Raw genomic sequence first — 15,344 nt, 5'->3', positions numbered from 1 at the left:
CCAACACCCCGTGCTCACACCGCCGCGACCTGTTGCACGGAGGCCCCGCCACCAACCGCGGGAAGAGATGCTTCAACAGGTGCAGTGTGCAGACAGGTAATTGCCTGGGAGGTTACACCCAAGGTCAACCAAACCCGTGCGCCATCCGGTCCGACTTCGACTGTAACCACTCTTTGGTGCGGACCTACCGCCACAGCCGAAATAAAGCGGGCCTGCCCACCCAACTCTCGCGACCCTATTTCCGAGCGGCGCTTGACCCACTTCACCATAAAAGGCAAGCACACCAGCAACGCCAGAAATATCCCAACCGGGATCAGGGATTGGGACACCACAGGGCGTCAACCCTTGCTGACGCGGCGCAACCGCTCGGACGGCGTAACAACGTCCGTCAGGCGAATGCCGAACTTGTCATTCACCACGACCACTTCCCCCTGCGCAATCAGGTAGCCGTTGACCAGTACATCCATGGGCTCACCTGCCAGCGCATCCAGTTCAACCACCGAGCCCTGACCGAGCTGCAAAATGTGCTTGATGGGGACTTTGGTGCGTCCCAGTTCAACCGACAGCTGTACCGGAATATCCAGCACCATATTGATGTCGCTGACGGGGCCATCTCCCCCTCCGCCGGACGTGGAAGAAAACGGCTTGGGTGTATCGCCTGTCAACACCCCACCCTGCCCGTCAGCCGCAGCAGAGTCATTCGCTTTTTGTTCCAACAGGGCTTCCGCCCAGTCGGCCATACCGTCATCGGCGGCCGCTTCACCGGGTTTATCTTCAGATGCCATTTCTATCTCCCAACCAGTTTTGGTCATTGCCACGCAAAGCTTTGTCTATGCGAATGGCGTACTTGGCGTTGTGCGTGCCATATTGGCACTCGAAAATTGGAACGCCGTCCACAGACGCCTGAATCTTAGGCTCCCGATCGAGTTCGATAAAGTCGCCCTTTTTCATGGCCAGCAGCTGTTCAACCGTCGCGTCTGCGCGCGCCAACTCTGCCACCAGCGTCACCTCCGCCGCCTGAATTTCCCGCGTCAACACGTTCACCCAACGGCGATCGACTTCGATCGAATCGCCCTGGGTAGACGAGTAGAGCACATCCCGGATGGGTTCCAGTGTGGAGTAGGGAAAGCAAAAGTGAATGGCCCCGGTGATGTCGCCAATTTCAAGCTGGAAGGAAGTCGCAATCACAATTTCGCTAGGTGTCGCGATGTTGGCAAACTGCGGCTGCATCTCGGACCGCTGGTACTCCAGTTCCAGCGGATAGATGCCTTTCCATGCCTTCTTGTATTCCGTGGTGATCACGTCCACCAGACGATTGATACCCCGCTGTTCCGTGGCGGAAAAATCCCGCCCCTCAATCCGGGTCTGGAATTTGCCGATTCCTCCGTACAGGGTATCGATCACGCCAAATACCAGTGCGGGTTCGCATACGATCAGGCCGCTCCCACGTAGCGGGCGAATCGCCACAATGTTGAAATTGGTCGGCACTGCCAGTTCACGCAGAAACGCGCTGTACCGCTGCACCGCAACGGGCCCTACCGATATCTCCGGACTGCGGCGTATGAAATTAAACAGTCCGACACGGAGATTCCGCGCAAACCGTTCATTGACCACTTCCATGGTGGGCATACGCCCACGCACAATTCTCTCCTGGCTGGAGATGTTGTACGAACGGACTTCGCCATGCTCCGCCGCTTCTTCAACGGTTTTCTGGCTTTCGCCCGTTACGCCTTCAAGAAGGGCGTCAACTTCTTCCTGGGAAAGAAACGACTCACTCATAAATAGGCACTCGCAACATCGTTATTGGACGATAAAGCTTGAAAACAATACACCCACCACAGGGTACTCGACAGAGGCTTCCTTCTTGTCGGAATCCTTTTTACTGGCAGAACCCGTCTTTTCATCGCGCCCCGCGGCACTACCGCCAAAAGGAACCGACGCCAGGCGAAGAATATCCTTCGCCAGCTTTTCCTTGCCTTCCTGCTTCAGCAACTCTTCGGAAGTTCTCTGCGAAATAAGCATGAGGACACCGCTGCGAATAGTGGGCAAATAGGCTTTAACCTTGTCAGAGGCATGGGAGTCACTCACTTCCAGCGTGATACCCACCTGAACTACTTTTTCCCCTCCGGGATCTGCCAAGTTCACCACCATGGTGTCCAGAGGCAGGTAAATGGGAGGCGCCTTGGGCGCAGTATGTGCCGACTTGCCCGATCCGCCCTCTTCACCGTCTTGCGCGGCAGCCCGCTGCTTGCTGACGTAGAAAAACGCGCCGCCACCGCCCAAGATCAACACCAGAACTGCCCCAACAATGATGAGCAGCACTTTCTTGTTCTTGGCGGGCGCCTTGGCCACTTCAACAGTTTCAGGTTTCGCTGACACAACATTTCCTTATAAGGCTAACCATTATTCGCCACATCAGAGTGGCCTAAACCGCAAATAAAGCCAGTCAAACCGGCCGCTAGCAGCGATTTTGGTACAAATTACGCGCGCTAGACAAAAAGATCCAACGCACGCCCAGCCACACCACCTTGGACAGGGTGCCGATCCATCGGCCGCACCGCCGTGGACACCACTGTGGCAACTTTCGCACCTTGCCGGGGTCGATGCTCCTGCCCCCCGGAATCACCTGCACCAGACGTTCCAACGGATACCCCGGCCAAAACAAGGCCCTCCCGCTGCAGCAGGTCTTTCAAATGGAGGCTGGCATTTTCCAACGCCTCACGCGCCTGCAACTCGTCCGTACGGAAAGTCACATGGGCCTCGTTTCCGTGCATGCTGATACTCACTCCCACGGGAGTATCTCCGATGCCATCGAGCTTCATTTCGGCGTTCTGCACGTCGTTCGAAATCCAATAGGAAATCTGCTCCGCTACAAAAGTGTCCGTCGGAGAAACAGCATCCGACGACCCCACAACCGGTGCATTAACAGCCAACTCCGTGGCGGGCTGCTGCTGCGCATAGGTTGTTTCCGCGCCGCCCGGCTTAAAAATGGAGCGTTCAGACAGGTGGTCTTCACGCCGTGAAGGGCTTGCAATGTTGGCAACTGCCAATTCCAGGGCCACAGGCGTGGCCTGCGGGCTGGAGACCCGTTGAATGAAATCCTGCGCCTTGGCATCTGACTGGACGCTGGATTTTGCCAAATTCGTCTGCATGGCGTCAGATGGCGCCTGCCTCGCGCTTGCGTCTGATGGTTTGCCAGCGATTTTTCGGACGGCCTCCGGCGCAGCGTCCCCCGTGAAATCACGCGACGCCGGAACAGCCGCTGGCGCGGCGGCGGCCCGCACCGGCTTCGCCCCTGCAGGCACGCCCTCAACAGAGGTTGATGCCTGGGTGTCGTCCGTTGTGCTAACGCGCTGCTCCGTGGGAGCCGCAGCGGCTTGCAGAGTCTGCGCCACCAGAGCCGCCGGATCCATGGACACCGTAGACACCACGTCCGCACTGCTCAACGCCGGTAGCACAGGCACCGTGCCCATGCTCGAATCCGCCCCCGCCAAGGTCGGCCCTGGCGACGCAGTCTCTGCACCCGCCATATCCGCGACGCCCTCTGCATTCGTGGACAGCGGAGCCGCAGGTGCAAAGTTGAAACCCGACAGGAAAGGCATACCGGACATGGCGACAGGTCCCGTCGTAGTGCTGGCCTCGCCGGACACGGGTAGTGTCTCGCTATCCGCGGCAACAGGTTCGGCGGCGACCGAGGTAGTGTCCATCGCAGCCAAGACCGCCATGAACCCGATCGGCACACCAGCGTTGGACTTTCCCACCGCATCCGTCTTTCCTTTGGCGCCGGTTGCATGGCTAACCCCGGACGACTTGCTGCCGGTTGGCGCAGGACCTGTTTCAATTGTCATTTTGTCTCTCCACTCACTGCCGACGCCCTGGCACGGGTATGCAACATTGCCGCAAATTCGTCCGTCTGTCGCTGCTCACGCCGCTCTTGCTTGCGCAACAAAGCGGCCTGACGCGTTTTAAGAATCTGGTTTAAGCCCGACAGACGGAATTCCGCCTGCAACAACGTTTTGTTGGCCAACTCCAATTGCCGACGACTGTTGGCCAATACACCGGACTGCATGCCAATGGCCTGCTGCAGCCGATCCATGAACTGGTAATGGTGGCGGATCAACTCGGCGGACAGCACCCCAGGCGCCGCCCCGGTCCATCGGGAATCGGTTTCTGTCGCGTACCCCTGCAGTTGCGCCATCTGATCCTCAGCAAATCCCACATTACGTTTTGCCCGCGTCGCGGCCTTGACCAATTCATCCCGCTGGCGTGTGGCGTGCTCAATCGCCAGCTGAATGCTTCGCAACTCAGCCATGGGCCACCCGCGGAACTAGCTGTGTCATGCGACCTCCACCTGGGGAAAAACAGTTGAAGTCAAGGCGTCCAGAACACCGTCCATGGCCGCCTTTTCCTGCATGTCCTGCTGCAAAAACTGCTCCATCCCATCATGCAAGAGGATGGCCTCGTCCAGCGCCGGATCAGAACCCTGGGCATACGCACCAATCTGGATCAGATCCCGTCCTTTTTCGTATTTGGAATACACCGCGCGGAACCGCCGTGCCAACTCAAAATGCTCACGTGACACCACGTTGTGCATAACCCGGGAAGCGGATTGCTCTATGTCAATCGCAGGGTAATGTCCCGCTTCAGCCAGGGTACGAGACAGCACGATGTGGCCATCCAAAATGGCCCTTGCGGCATCGGCTATCGGGTCCTGTTGATCATCGCCCTCCGAAAGCACCGTGTAAAAAGCGGTAATCGACCCCACCCCATTCAAGCCATTACCACTGCGCTCCACCAACTGTGGCAACTTGGCAAAACAGGAAGGTGGATACCCCTTGGTCGCGGGAGGCTCCCCAATAGCCAATGCAATTTCCCGTTGTGCCATGGCATAACGGGTCAACGAATCCATGAGCAAAAGCACATGCTGACCACGGTCGCGAAAGCTTTCTGCAATGGCCGTGGCGTACGAAGCACCCTGCATGCGCAGCAGCGGCGGGGCATCCGCAGGAGCCGCCACCACCACAGACCTGGCCCGGCCCTCTGCTCCCAGAATATCCTCGATGAACTCTTTGACTTCACGCCCCCGCTCACCGATCAAGCCGACTACGATCACATCCGCCTGGGTGTAACGCGCCATCATGCCCAACAACACGCTCTTACCCACGCCGGAACCGGCAAAAAGTCCAATCCGCTGACCGCGTCCGATGGTCAGCAAGGCATTGATCGCGCGCACCCCGGTATCCAGCGACTCGCGCACCGGAGCCCGGTCCATGGCATTGATGGGTTTGCGGTCCAGTGGTCTGGACGTCACATCGGCAATGGGCCCCAGGCGATCCATCGGAATCCCTTGAGAATCGACCACCCGTCCCAATAGCCCATCGCCCAAGGGCAAGCGCAGCATGCCCGCATCGGCGCCGGCATCGACGGGCGCGGGCTCCCCCAATCGGGGGACCGGCACATACGCGGCGGCCGGCGCCACACTGGCGCCACTGGACAGTCCATGGACATCCCCCGCCGGCATCAAAAATGCCCGGTCGCCTGAAAACCCTACCACTTCGGCCAGCACCGGAGGGCGTGACTTCATCGTCACCACACATTGCGAGCCCACTGGCACACGGATTCCCGTGGCTTCCAGCACCAGCCCTGCCAATCGGGTCAGGGTGCCACGCACCTCCAGCGCGCTGTCCTGCGCCACGCTGGAGCGGGCATTCGCCAGGAAGTCCTGCCATTTGGTACCGGCGTCAGTGGACATCATCGGGAACCTCCCAGGACGACTCCAGCCCCAGGCTGGCCACCACACGTGACCAGCGTTTCTCCAACGTGCCATCCACCACGGTTCCGGCCGACTCCACCAGACAACCGCCCCGGGTGATAGCGCCATCGGCCAGCAAAGTCAGCAACAACCCCTCAAACTCCTGGCGCAGTCCCTCTGCCAGAACATCCATATCCAATGGGTTCATGCGCACCACTGCCGCCTTGCTGTCCGCCGCCAGCACACCAAGCGCCTCCCGCACGACAGGCAGCAGCGCGTTGGGGTTTGCCGACAACTCGTGGCGCAGCACCTGGCGCGCAAGTTCACAGGCCAGTTCCAGGACGCCCTTTGCCATCACCTGCTCCGACTCGGCAAGCTGCGCTTGAGCGGATGCAAAGATCTGTCCGAAATTGTGGGCCGCCTGCGCGCCTTGCGTCTCGACGTATTCGTTGATCAGACGCTGGCCTTCCAGCGTAGCCTGGGCATGCCCCTGTGCAAACCCCTGCGCGTACCCCTCTGAGTACCCTGCCTGCCGGACCTCCTCGTCCCGGGCTTGCTCCTCCGCCATGGCCTGCGCCTTGAGCTTGGCTGCAAAACGCGCCGAGCTCTGGTCGACGGCTGAAAAATTCCAGTCGGCCACCGCGCCGATTTCTTCGCCAGGGATAAAACGGTTATTCGAACGGGTCATCAGATCATGGCGTCGTCGCCACCTCCGCCACCGAGCACAATTTGCCCTTCGTCGGCCAAGCGACGCACAATCTTGAGAACCTCTTTCTGCTGCGCTTCCACCTCGGACAAACGCATGGGACCACGCGATTCCAGATCCTCCCGCAAGGACGCGCCCGCGCGGGACGACATGTTGGCAAAGATGCGTTCCTTGAGTTCCGGCTGCGCGCCCTTGAGCGCGGCAATAAGAACATCCGAAGTCACTTCCTTCAGCACCATCTGGATGGCCTTGTCATCGAGTTTCATCACGTCATCGAACACAAACATCTTGTCCATGATCTTCTGCGCCAGATCCGCATCATGGTTGCGAATAGACTCAATGACCGTCCCCTCAATAACCGTGCCCAGCAAATTGATCATTTCGGCGGCCGTCTTCACCCCACCCAACGACGACTTGCGGATCTTGTCTCCACCCGCCAGCACCTTGAACAGGACTTCATTGAGGTCTTTCAGTGCCGTGGGCTGAATACCCTCCATCGTGGCAACGCGCAGCATGACCTCATTGCGTTGACGCTCGGTCAGGTTCTTCAACACATCGGCAGCCTGGTCGTAGTCCAGGTGCACCAGAATGGCGGCCACGATTTGCGGGTGCTCGTTGCGCAACAATTCGGCCACCGACAGCGGATCCATCCATTTCAGACTCTCAATGCCGGAAACGTCACCCCCCTGCAAAATGCGATCGATCAGCAGTGCCGCCTTGTCATCGCCCAACGCCAGCTTCAACACCGAACGGACATAGTCACCCGAATTGGAAACCAGCAAGCTCTGCGAGGCCGCAACCCCCGTGAATTTGTCGACCACCTCATCGACCCGCTCACGCGTGATCTGGGTCGTCTTGGCGATTGTTTCCCCGAGCTTCTGAACCTCTTTGGGAGACAGGTGCTTGAATACCTCCGATGCCTCGGCCTCGCCCAGAGACATCATCAGAATTGCCGCGTCTTGTAAACCGTTGTCTTGTGCCATGGTGTTATTTTGCGCCAGCCGTCAGGTCGGCACCTCGCCGTTCATCCACGCCTTGACAATGTTGGCCACGGCGGCGGGGTTGTCACGTGTCAGTTTCCGGGCATCTTCCAGTCGCAACTCTCCCGGGCTCGGTTGGGCCGGTTCATTATTGATGGCCGGCGCGCTGAGTTGGGGCCGGTCCGGCTGGTCACCCTCCACCGCATCGAGCTGGTTGGTGCGCGCTGCAGTAACGCGGGCCGGCTGCGCCAGGGTCTTCATGGCTGGCCGAATCACGCCCAGCAGGACAAGCGCCCCCAACAACAGCGTCCCCACAGGCCAGGCAAAGCTGCGCGCCATATCGACCACTTCAGGTTGGCGCCACAGGGGAACATCCACCACTTCAACCTTGTCGGCCACGAATGCGGCGTTCACCAGATTGACGGAATCACCCCGATCCTTGTTGAAACCCACCGCTTCGCGCACCAATGCCGTCATTTTCTCGACCTGCGCGTCTGACAGCGGCGTACTGGTGGTTTTGCCCTTGTCATTGGTGACAACCTGGTTGTTCACCACCACTGCCGCATTGATGCGCTTGATGACACCGGTAGCGCCTTTCACCACCCGTACGGTCTTATCCACCTCGTAATTGACGATGGATTCACGCTTGGATGCGCCCGTTGACGCAGCCCCGGCTGCCGACTGACCCGCCGCGGCCAGGGGTTGGGCCGCCCCATTGATGGGCGCCGAGGCCTGCGCCGGCGGCTGGTTGGTGGTGGCCCCCGGCACGCCCGAAGGAGGGGCAGCATTGCCGCCATTGGTACTCTCCACTACCTGCTGGCTGCGGATGGCACTGGATTCAGGCGTCTGGTTAGGCTTGTGTGATTCGGTGGTGGACTCGGTCTGCGAAAAATCCAGCTCCGCAGTCACTTGGGCTTTGACATTCTCCTTGCCGACGATGGGCTCCAGAATATCCAGAATCCGGCGACTGTAGAGTTGCTCGATCTGCTGCACATGCTGAAGCTGCTCTGCGTCACCGCCCAGTGCGCCGCCAGAGCCGTCCGGGGCCGCGGAGAGCAGTTTCCCGGTGTCATCCAGCACACTCACCGCCGAAGGCGCCATCTCCGGCACGCTGGAGGCCACCAGATGCACGATACCCGCCAACTGGGCACGGTCCAGGGTCCGACCCGGATGCAAACTCAGCAAGATGGAAGCGGAGGGTTTCTGCTGTTCACGAAAGAAGCCATTCTGATTGGGCAGCGCCAGGTGCACCCGCGCATTCTGCACGGACGAGAGGGCCTGAATAGAGCGGGTCAGCTCGCCTTCCAGGCCACGTTGGAACGTCAGACGCTCCTGGAACTGGGTCATGCCAAAACGGTTGGCCTCCATCATCTCGAACCCGTTGACCGAGCCCTTGGGCAATCCCAGCGAAGCCAACTTCAGCCGGACATCGTGCACCCGGTCGGCAGGGACCAATATGGCGCCACCGCCTTCGGTGTACTTGTAGGGAACATTCAAGGTAGTCAACTGGGTAATCACGGCTCCGCCATCCTTGTCCGCCAGGTTGGAGTACAGCACCCGCCACTCTGCCTGACGCCCCATGACCAGCCCGACCACGCCGATTGCCACAAAGAGCACCACGCCCAGGGCCAACCGCAGGCGCTGACCTTGGTCCAGCCCTGCCAAACGCTGGGCAATAGTGGGATTTACCGGGATAGTGACAACTGCAGACATCTTGCTTTCCAGTACAACGGGGCACGGATTGCCCCATGAATGGGATTGATTATTCGGCTCGCCTCCAAAAACATTAGGGTAATAAGCACCTGGTTTACCCGCCAATTCAAAATAATAGGCAAATGTCTTGGGTTATACGATCGCTGCACCCTAATTAACAAGGGAGACCGATATGGATCTCAAACTCACCCCAGTCTCAATGCCCACCACCATCCGCCCCGGCGCGGGTGTACGGCCCAGCACCTCCGCTGCAGCCGAAGGCGTAGGCGGAGGGTTCTCGGGCGCCCTCAAAAGCGCCCTGAATTCGGTGAGTGCCGCGCAGAACGACGCCACACGGCTCCAGCGCGAGGTACAAATGGAAAACCCCAACGTCAGTCTGGAAGAAACCATGGTCGCCATCCAAAAGGCACAAATCGGGTTCCAGGCCACGCTGCATGTGCGCAACCGCATGGTGCAAGCCTATACCGATATCATGAACATGCAGGTCTAAGGCGCTAGACGGCACTCAACGCCCCTCCCAATCCGGCCATGAAAAAGAAACTGACCACCACCATGCTGGTGCCCAGGTATGTCACGCAGTTTCACTGCACCGGCAGCAGCTGCCCTGACACCTGCTGCGCTGGCTGGCAAGTTCCCATTGACCGGGAGACTTTCAGAGACTACCGGCGCGTAACCCACCCCGCGCTCAAGCCGCTCTTTCAAACCTATTTGGTACAAGCAGACAAAAACTCGTACCCCAACCATGGTCGGATCAACACCTGCACGCCCGAAATGCGCTGCGTCATGCTCTCCGACGACCGCCTGTGCGCCATCCAGAAAAACCTGGGCGAAGATGCGCTATCGGACACCTGCCACGTCTATCCCCGCGCGGTTGTCCAGTTTGGCGACCGCGTAGAGCAAAGCTTGACCCTGTCATGTCCCGAAGCCGCACGCCTGGCCCTCACCCAAGAAGACGCTTTTGAGTTTACCGCTGCCGAATTCAGCGTCCGGCAGAGCGCTATGGCCATCACGCCGGCAATCCATGGTTTTGATTTCTTTGCCATGGGTGAAGTACGCGCCTTTGCCATCCAACTCTTTCAGACGCCGACCTTGTCCAATGTGGAGCGCCTGGCGGTCTTGGGGTGGCTATGCAGCCAACTGGACGAGCTCGCGGCATCTGGCACCCAGCATCGGGTCCACCAGGTACTGGAGGAATTGGCCACATCCATTGAAAACGGTTCCATCCAGGCAACGGTCCGCCAGCTTGCCCAGCAGTCTTCGATAGCGGCCGGCGTATTTTCCATCCTGTTCGGACGGCCGCTGAGTGCAGGCCGATCTGCCAACCAGCAAACCGTGCTGGCCTGGGTCAGCCAGGGACTGGGGCTGGATGCAAATGGCACGGCTCCAAGCGCCGCGTCACTGGAGTCCCATTACCTGCGGGGGCTGGGCCTACTCCATGCGGACGGGACGACCGCAGAAGGGATACTGACACGCTACCTGCTCAACGACCTGCTACGCGAAACCTTCCCCTGGAACCAGTCAACAGCCCTTTTCAACTACCGCCAGCTGCTGACCCGTTTTGGCATCGTGCGCCTGATGCTGGCGGCCACCGCCGCAGCGCACAACACCTCCCTCGACGAGACCCAAATGGTACAGGTGGTGCAGGTGTTTTGTCGCATTTACCAGCACAGCGATACCTTCGCAAAGCACGCGGAACGCGTGCTGGCGGGCGCCAACTGGGATACGCTGGACAGGTTGTACGCGCTTCTCTGAATGGAATACGGGCTGCCGCAGCAGCCCGTATTCCATCGACTTAGTGCAGCAATGGTCTGGCGCCTTCAGCGTCGGCATCCAGTTGCATCACCCAAGGCTCTGCCAACGTCCGAATCTGTGCGTCATTCAGCAAGATGCGCTGCATGATGCGGGTCTTCTCGCTGCGCTGCTCGGGCAGCAACTCTTCCGTGCGGCCCTTCATGCGCAACTGTTCAATCAAAACAGCGCAGACACCTTCAAAACGAACCACTTGCTCCCAGTCCTCGGACTGGGCTGCGGCCAACATCTTGCGGCTGCTGTCTTCAATGGCCTTGTAGTAATCCATCAACACTTGTGGCATGTCAATCTCCCGATTACGAAGCCGCCCGGGGCGTTGCAGCCACCTCGGGCCGAATCTGCGTCCACGCCTGCGCAATGGGCTGAATCAGACTGATCACCTCGTCCACCTTCTGCAAGTTCGTATACAGATTGGCCTCGGACAAGACCACGATGCAATAGTCGTACAGGCCGCGCAAATTGCCAGCCAGCTCACCACCCTTGGCGTCAAGGCCGGCCTTGAGTCCCTCTTCCAGCAACCGGACCGCCCGTCCAATCGCCTGCCCCTTGCCGGCAATGTCGTTGGCCTGCATGCACAATTTGGCGGTTCCCAGCGACTGCAGCAGCGCCTCGTACAACATCCCCACCAGTTGGTGCGGATCGGCGCCCGACACAGCAGTCTCTACGCCAATGGTCTTGTATGCATTTGCAGATCGCATGCTAACGGATGTGTACATTTTGAATCCCTCTTGTGTGCTTGATATATGTTGTATCGGCACCCATCGGAGAAACTCAAGTGTGTTTCGTGACCAACTTGTCTTATGCCTTGTTCCACTGCGCCAGCTGAGCCGTCACGTAAGAGCTCAAAGCCGTCATCTGCGCCATCTGCGCATCCAGTGCCGAGTATTGCGCACGCAATTGCTTCTCCACATTCGCCGCTCTTGCAGTGACCCGGTCTTGCTCATCCGAGTTGCGGTTGATAGCCCCCTGGATGGCGGCTGCCTTGTTGGTCACCGTGCCACCGGCAGCGACAAGCCCCTTGGCCACATCCCTAAACTTCAGGGCAAAGCCGTTCGTGGCGCTGTTGGAGTTATCGGTGGTGAACAGCTTCTGCAGATTGGTCATGTCCGCCATCGCGGTACCGAGCTTGGTCGTGTTGAGCTTGAGGGAGCCGTCGGTTTGCTGTTCCAGGCCGATATCAGACAGGCGCGAGAACGTGGAACCCACGCTGCTGGAGCCCAGTATGTTGCGCATCACCGTTTGCAGCCCCACCGTGGTGGAGTCGCCCTGCAAGGCGCCCGACGTGCCACCCGGCACATACTTGGTGTCGGCGGCAATGGTCCGATTCAAGGCGCTGTAGGCATCCGCGAACGCCTGAATGCTCTTCTGAATCGCTTCCTTGTCGTTGCTCACCGTGACCTGCACCGGCGATGTGGTCACCTGCGCCAACTGCAGGGTGAGCCCCGGCACCACGTTGGTCAGGGTATTCGTCGCTGAAGTGATCGCTACGCCGTTGATTTTGGCTTGGGCGTCAAGGCCTGTCTGGCTGGACTGCATACCAGTGGCAGACGCCGTTGCCGCCTGGCTGGTAAAAGACAGGCTGTCCAGGGCGGTAAAACCACTGGACGTGATCTGGAATCCGGCCGCCTCACCCGTGGTGCTGGACTGAAAAGACAGCCGCTCCTGGCCGCCACTGCGCAACACGGTGGCGGTCACGCCGGCGTTGGCCGCATTGATCTTGCTCGCAATGGTCGTGAAGGTATCCGCACCATTGATGGATACGGCCACAGAACCGGTCCCGGCGGCAAAAGACCCCGTGGCCCAGCTCCCCAGGTTGATGGTCAGGGTGCCGTTGTCCGACGATGTCCCCAACGTGGAATCCACAGCCACATTCTGCGACGCCGTGGTTTGCGCGCGCGCCAGTTGCGTGACATCCAGACTGAACGCCGTCGACACGGCCGTTGAGCTGGCCGTCACCGTCACGGCGGAGGTGTTCGAAGACGTGGCTTTCTGGGCGGCCCAGTTTTGCGCGTTGGCCAATGCCGCGGCCGCATCCCCCAGCGCAGACACCTGCGACTGGATGGTCCCGTACATCGACAACTGAACCTGATAATTGTTCGCCTTGGTCTGCAGGGCCGTCAGCGGCTGCTTTTCAATGGCAACCAGTTGACTGACGATGCTGTTGACGTCCAGTCCACTCCCAATACCCGCTGATGAAATTGCCATAATCGTCTCCTAAGACCTGTTTATACCGCCAAGTCGCCATTTCCAAAACGACAAAAAGCGGCGCGGACCCATGTCACACGCCGCGAACAGAGCGCCTAGCCGCCTCCCCCCGGGATGGCGGCCCTCTGTGAATTAACGCAACAGAGCCAAGACACCTTGGGGCATCTGGTTGGCCTGGGCCACCATGGCCGTGCCGGCTTGCTGCAACACTTGCGAGCGCGACAGGTTGGCGGTTTCCGAAGCATAGTCCGCGTCAACGATACGGCCATGCGATGCGGCAGAGTTTTCTGCGCCAACACGCAAGTTGGCCACCACGCCTTCAAAACGGTTCTGGGAAGCACCCCAGGTAGCACGCTGGCTGGTCAGGTTGTTGATGTCCGTATCCAGTGCCGTGATTTGTGCCGAGGCGGTTGCTGTGGTTGCACCCAGGGTGGTAGCGGTCTGTGCAGTCGCTGCCACGGTGATGTTGATGGTGTCACCAGCGTTGGCGCCCACTTGGAAGTCGGCGTTGAAACCGCTCAACAGGGCTGTGCCGTTGAACTTGGTGGCGCCGATGATACGGGTGTTTTCTGCGGCCAGCAGTTTGTATTCCTGGTCGAGAGAACCGATGTCCGAGGCGTTGTTGGTACCGTTGGCGCCCTGCACGGCCAGTTCACGCATACGCTGGAAGTTGTTGGAAATCGCGCCCAGTGCACCGTCGGCTGTCTGCGACAGGGAGATGGCGTCATTGGCGTTGCGGATGGCAACATTCATGCCGCGGGTTTGGGCGTCCATACGCTCGGCGATGGCCAGGCCGGCGGCGTCGTCCTTGGCGCCGTTCACACGCAGACCCGAAGACAGGCGCTGCATGGAAGTTGCCAATGACACACCCGAATTGGACAGGTTGCGTTGCGCATTCAAGGAAGAAACGTTGGTATTGATAGCAGACATGTGAAACTCCTGTAAAGCTGAAAAATCGGCATTGCTGCCCATCCTGATGCCAACCCCAAGGCTGGTCGCCATGTCCGGAGAACCTGCCACCAGGCACCTGTCGGACGACGAGCCCCTGAATCAGAACCCGTTGGATTTGTTTTCGACCCTCCCCATCAAAACTTGAGGCCGAAATAAAAAATCAGCGTTTTAAACACCGGAAATAGCCGGGTTTACGCCTTTTTATCGGCCTTACAGGCTGCGGGATCTTCTCCACAATTTGCTGACCGTGTACCCAAGTCGGCGACTGAGCTGACACCAACCGGGAATCAACCCGAGCTTTCAGCTTAAAAGGAGTTTCACATGTCTTCAGCTATCAATACCAACGTTGCTTCCTTGAATGCGCAACGCAACCTGTCTACCTCGGCACTGTCGCTGACGACGTCCATGCAGCGCCTGTCGTCGGGTCTGCGCGTCAACAGCGCCAAGGACGACGCCGCCGGCCTGGCCATCGCCGAGCGTATGGACACCCAGACCCGCGGCATGAATGTGGCCATCCGCAACTCCAATGACGCCATCTCCATGGCGCAGACGGCGGAAGGCGCACTGGGCGCGATTTCCAACAACCTGCAGCGCATGCGTGAACTGGCCGTGCAGGGCGCCAACGGTACCAACAACGCCACCGACATTGGCTCTCTCGACCAGGAGTACAAACTGCTGGCCGCAGAAAACACCCGCATCATTGGCACCACCAAGTTCAACGGCACGCCCGTTCTGGGCGCCGTCAACGCCGACTTCCAGGTGGGCGCCAACAACGGTGACACCATCAATGTCACCGTCGGTGCAACTGCTTTGACCGCCACCACCCTGGGCGGCACCAACGCCAATGCAGCCGCGCAGATTACTGCACTGGATACCGACATCAATGCCATCACCTCCACGCGTGCCACCTGGGGTGCTTCCCAGAACCGCTTTGAGCAGGTGATCGCCAACCTGCGCGTGGGCGCCGAAAACTCGGCAGCAGCCCATGGCCGCATCATGGACGCCGACTACGCCCAGGAAACTGCCAACCTGTCGCGCGCCCAGGTGTTGCAGCAGGCCGGTACAGCCATGGTGGCCCAGGCCAACCAGATGCCCCAAGGCGTCTTGGCCCTGCTGAAATAAGCACCGGCGCAGGCCCCTGCGCACGGCCGCCTCCCCTGAGGGCCGGCCCTTCTCCCAAACGGTTACATGCTGGCGGACCAACGCCAGGATGTAACCGTTTTGCTTT

17 protein-coding genes are annotated in these 15,344 nt (G+C 59.5%); 3 read left to right on the top strand and 14 right to left on the bottom strand.

The genetic code is table 11. From position 1 onward, the window contains the following. Nucleotides 1–14: 14 nt before the first annotated feature. The 10 genes from AC1Q5W_RS12780 to fliF form a co-directional block, all read right to left on the bottom strand. Entirely contained in the window at nucleotides 15–269 is a 255-nt protein-coding gene (locus AC1Q5W_RS12780) for a flagellar biosynthetic protein FliO (RefSeq protein WP_492646159.1), read from the bottom strand. Nucleotides 270–338: 69 nt separating this feature from the next. Beyond that, the gene (gene fliN / locus AC1Q5W_RS12775; RefSeq protein ID WP_492644991.1) at nucleotides 339–785 is read right to left on the bottom strand and encodes a flagellar motor switch protein FliN; all 447 of its coding nucleotides are present in this window, start codon (nucleotides 783–785) and stop codon (nucleotides 339–341) included. Then, nucleotides 775–1,779 (bottom strand): flagellar motor switch protein FliM, encoded by a 1,005-nt coding sequence (fliM, locus tag AC1Q5W_RS12770; RefSeq protein WP_492644990.1) that lies wholly within the window; start codon nucleotides 1,777–1,779, stop codon nucleotides 775–777. The genes fliN and fliM overlap by 11 nt, the downstream gene beginning before the upstream one ends. Nucleotides 1,780–1,800: 21 nt before the next feature. Further along, on the bottom strand, nucleotides 1,801–2,379 hold the full coding sequence (locus AC1Q5W_RS12765) for a flagellar basal body-associated FliL family protein (protein ID WP_492644989.1): 579 nt from the start codon (nucleotides 2,377–2,379) through the stop codon (nucleotides 1,801–1,803). A 110-nt stretch (nucleotides 2,380–2,489) separates the two neighbouring features. Continuing rightward, the gene (locus tag AC1Q5W_RS12760; RefSeq protein WP_492644988.1) at nucleotides 2,490–3,848 is read right to left on the bottom strand and encodes a flagellar hook-length control protein FliK; all 1,359 of its coding nucleotides are present in this window, start codon (nucleotides 3,846–3,848) and stop codon (nucleotides 2,490–2,492) included. Next, complete coding sequence (locus AC1Q5W_RS12755; protein WP_492644987.1) at nucleotides 3,845–4,312, bottom strand: flagellar export protein FliJ; 468 nt, start codon at nucleotides 4,310–4,312, stop codon at nucleotides 3,845–3,847. The genes AC1Q5W_RS12760 and AC1Q5W_RS12755 overlap by 4 nt, the downstream gene beginning before the upstream one ends. Before the next feature lie 24 nt (nucleotides 4,313–4,336). Continuing rightward, nucleotides 4,337–5,752 (bottom strand): flagellar protein export ATPase FliI, encoded by a 1,416-nt coding sequence (fliI, locus tag AC1Q5W_RS12750; protein ID WP_492646158.1) that lies wholly within the window; start codon nucleotides 5,750–5,752, stop codon nucleotides 4,337–4,339. Next, complete coding sequence (locus AC1Q5W_RS12745; protein ID WP_492644986.1) at nucleotides 5,742–6,440, bottom strand: FliH/SctL family protein; 699 nt, start codon at nucleotides 6,438–6,440, stop codon at nucleotides 5,742–5,744. Before AC1Q5W_RS12745 ends, fliI begins: the two co-directional genes overlap by 11 nt. Continuing rightward, entirely contained in the window at nucleotides 6,440–7,441 is a 1,002-nt protein-coding gene (gene fliG, locus AC1Q5W_RS12740) for a flagellar motor switch protein FliG (RefSeq protein WP_492644985.1), read from the bottom strand. Before fliG ends, AC1Q5W_RS12745 begins: the two co-directional genes overlap by 1 nt. A 21-nt stretch (nucleotides 7,442–7,462) precedes the next feature. Next, nucleotides 7,463–9,151: a flagellar basal-body MS-ring/collar protein FliF gene (fliF, locus tag AC1Q5W_RS12735; protein ID WP_492644984.1), complete on the bottom strand. Its 1,689-nt coding sequence runs from the start codon at nucleotides 9,149–9,151 to the stop codon at nucleotides 7,463–7,465. Nucleotides 9,152–9,323: 172 nt separating this feature from the next. On the opposite strand from fliF, the gene fliE reads away from it, so the two are divergent. Then, the gene (gene fliE / locus AC1Q5W_RS12730) at nucleotides 9,324–9,641 is read left to right on the top strand and encodes a flagellar hook-basal body complex protein FliE (RefSeq protein WP_492644983.1); all 318 of its coding nucleotides are present in this window, start codon (nucleotides 9,324–9,326) and stop codon (nucleotides 9,639–9,641) included. Nucleotides 9,642–9,679: 38 nt separating this feature from the next. After that, nucleotides 9,680–10,903 carry a flagellin lysine-N-methylase gene (fliB, locus tag AC1Q5W_RS12725; protein WP_492644982.1) on the top strand — a complete coding sequence of 408 codons (1,224 nt, stop codon included), beginning with the start codon at nucleotides 9,680–9,682 and terminating at the stop codon, nucleotides 10,901–10,903. Nucleotides 10,904–10,943: 40 nt separating this feature from the next. Here fliB and AC1Q5W_RS12720 read toward each other — a convergent pair whose 3' ends face one another. From AC1Q5W_RS12720 to AC1Q5W_RS12705, 4 genes are all read right to left on the bottom strand, one after another. Next, nucleotides 10,944–11,243 carry a flagellar protein FliT gene (locus AC1Q5W_RS12720; protein ID WP_492644981.1) on the bottom strand — a complete coding sequence of 100 codons (300 nt, stop codon included), beginning with the start codon at nucleotides 11,241–11,243 and terminating at the stop codon, nucleotides 10,944–10,946. Nucleotides 11,244–11,256: 13 nt separating this feature from the next. Beyond that, nucleotides 11,257–11,676, bottom strand: a complete 420-nt coding sequence (gene fliS, locus AC1Q5W_RS12715; protein ID WP_492644980.1) for a flagellar export chaperone FliS — start codon at nucleotides 11,674–11,676, stop codon at nucleotides 11,257–11,259. A gap of 82 nt (nucleotides 11,677–11,758) precedes the next feature. Further along, nucleotides 11,759–13,165: a flagellar filament capping protein FliD gene (gene fliD / locus AC1Q5W_RS12710; RefSeq protein WP_492644979.1), complete on the bottom strand. Its 1,407-nt coding sequence runs from the start codon at nucleotides 13,163–13,165 to the stop codon at nucleotides 11,759–11,761. Nucleotides 13,166–13,297: 132 nt separating this feature from the next. After that, nucleotides 13,298–14,095: a flagellin N-terminal helical domain-containing protein gene (locus AC1Q5W_RS12705; protein WP_492644978.1), complete on the bottom strand. Its 798-nt coding sequence runs from the start codon at nucleotides 14,093–14,095 to the stop codon at nucleotides 13,298–13,300. A gap of 342 nt (nucleotides 14,096–14,437) precedes the next feature. Between AC1Q5W_RS12705 and AC1Q5W_RS12700 the strand changes: the two genes are divergently transcribed. Beyond that, entirely contained in the window at nucleotides 14,438–15,238 is an 801-nt protein-coding gene (locus AC1Q5W_RS12700; RefSeq protein WP_492644977.1) for a flagellin N-terminal helical domain-containing protein, read from the top strand. Nucleotides 15,239–15,344 lie beyond the last annotated feature (106 nt).

It is taken from the genome of Rhodoferax sp. MLSD5-FHT05B10 (genome assembly GCF_058793415.1).
Note: the sequence above shows the minus strand (reverse complement) of the source record. Positions and strands in the feature narration are given on the sequence as shown.

Excerpts from the sequence above, each read along its gene's own strand:
- AC1Q5W_RS12780 (WP_492646159.1), bottom strand. The coding sequence starts at position 269 with ATGGTGAAGTGGGTCAAGCGCCGCTCGGAAATAGGGTCGCGAGAGTTG.
- fliN (WP_492644991.1), bottom strand. The coding sequence starts at position 785 with ATGGCATCTGAAGATAAACCCGGTGAAGCGGCCGCCGATGACGGTATG.
- fliM (WP_492644990.1), bottom strand. The coding sequence starts at position 1,779 with ATGAGTGAGTCGTTTCTTTCCCAGGAAGAAGTTGACGCCCTTCTTGAA.
- AC1Q5W_RS12760 (WP_492644988.1), bottom strand. The coding sequence starts at position 3,848 with ATGACAATTGAAACAGGTCCTGCGCCAACCGGCAGCAAGTCGTCCGGG.
- AC1Q5W_RS12755 (WP_492644987.1), bottom strand. The coding sequence starts at position 4,312 with ATGGCTGAGTTGCGAAGCATTCAGCTGGCGATTGAGCACGCCACACGC.
- fliI (WP_492646158.1), bottom strand. The coding sequence starts at position 5,752 with ATGTCCACTGACGCCGGTACCAAATGGCAGGACTTCCTGGCGAATGCC.
- AC1Q5W_RS12745 (WP_492644986.1), bottom strand. The coding sequence starts at position 6,440 with ATGACCCGTTCGAATAACCGTTTTATCCCTGGCGAAGAAATCGGCGCG.
- fliG (WP_492644985.1), bottom strand. The coding sequence starts at position 7,441 with ATGGCACAAGACAACGGTTTACAAGACGCGGCAATTCTGATGATGTCT.
- fliF (WP_492644984.1), bottom strand. The coding sequence starts at position 9,151 with ATGTCTGCAGTTGTCACTATCCCGGTAAATCCCACTATTGCCCAGCGT.
- fliE (WP_492644983.1), top strand. The coding sequence starts at position 9,324 with ATGGATCTCAAACTCACCCCAGTCTCAATGCCCACCACCATCCGCCCC.
- fliB (WP_492644982.1), top strand. The coding sequence starts at position 9,680 with ATGAAAAAGAAACTGACCACCACCATGCTGGTGCCCAGGTATGTCACG.
- AC1Q5W_RS12720 (WP_492644981.1), bottom strand. The coding sequence starts at position 11,243 with ATGCCACAAGTGTTGATGGATTACTACAAGGCCATTGAAGACAGCAGC.
- fliS (WP_492644980.1), bottom strand. The coding sequence starts at position 11,676 with ATGTACACATCCGTTAGCATGCGATCTGCAAATGCATACAAGACCATT.
- fliD (WP_492644979.1), bottom strand. The coding sequence starts at position 13,165 with ATGGCAATTTCATCAGCGGGTATTGGGAGTGGACTGGACGTCAACAGC.
- AC1Q5W_RS12705 (WP_492644978.1), bottom strand. The coding sequence starts at position 14,095 with ATGTCTGCTATCAATACCAACGTTTCTTCCTTGAATGCGCAACGCAAC.
- AC1Q5W_RS12700 (WP_492644977.1), top strand. The coding sequence starts at position 14,438 with ATGTCTTCAGCTATCAATACCAACGTTGCTTCCTTGAATGCGCAACGC.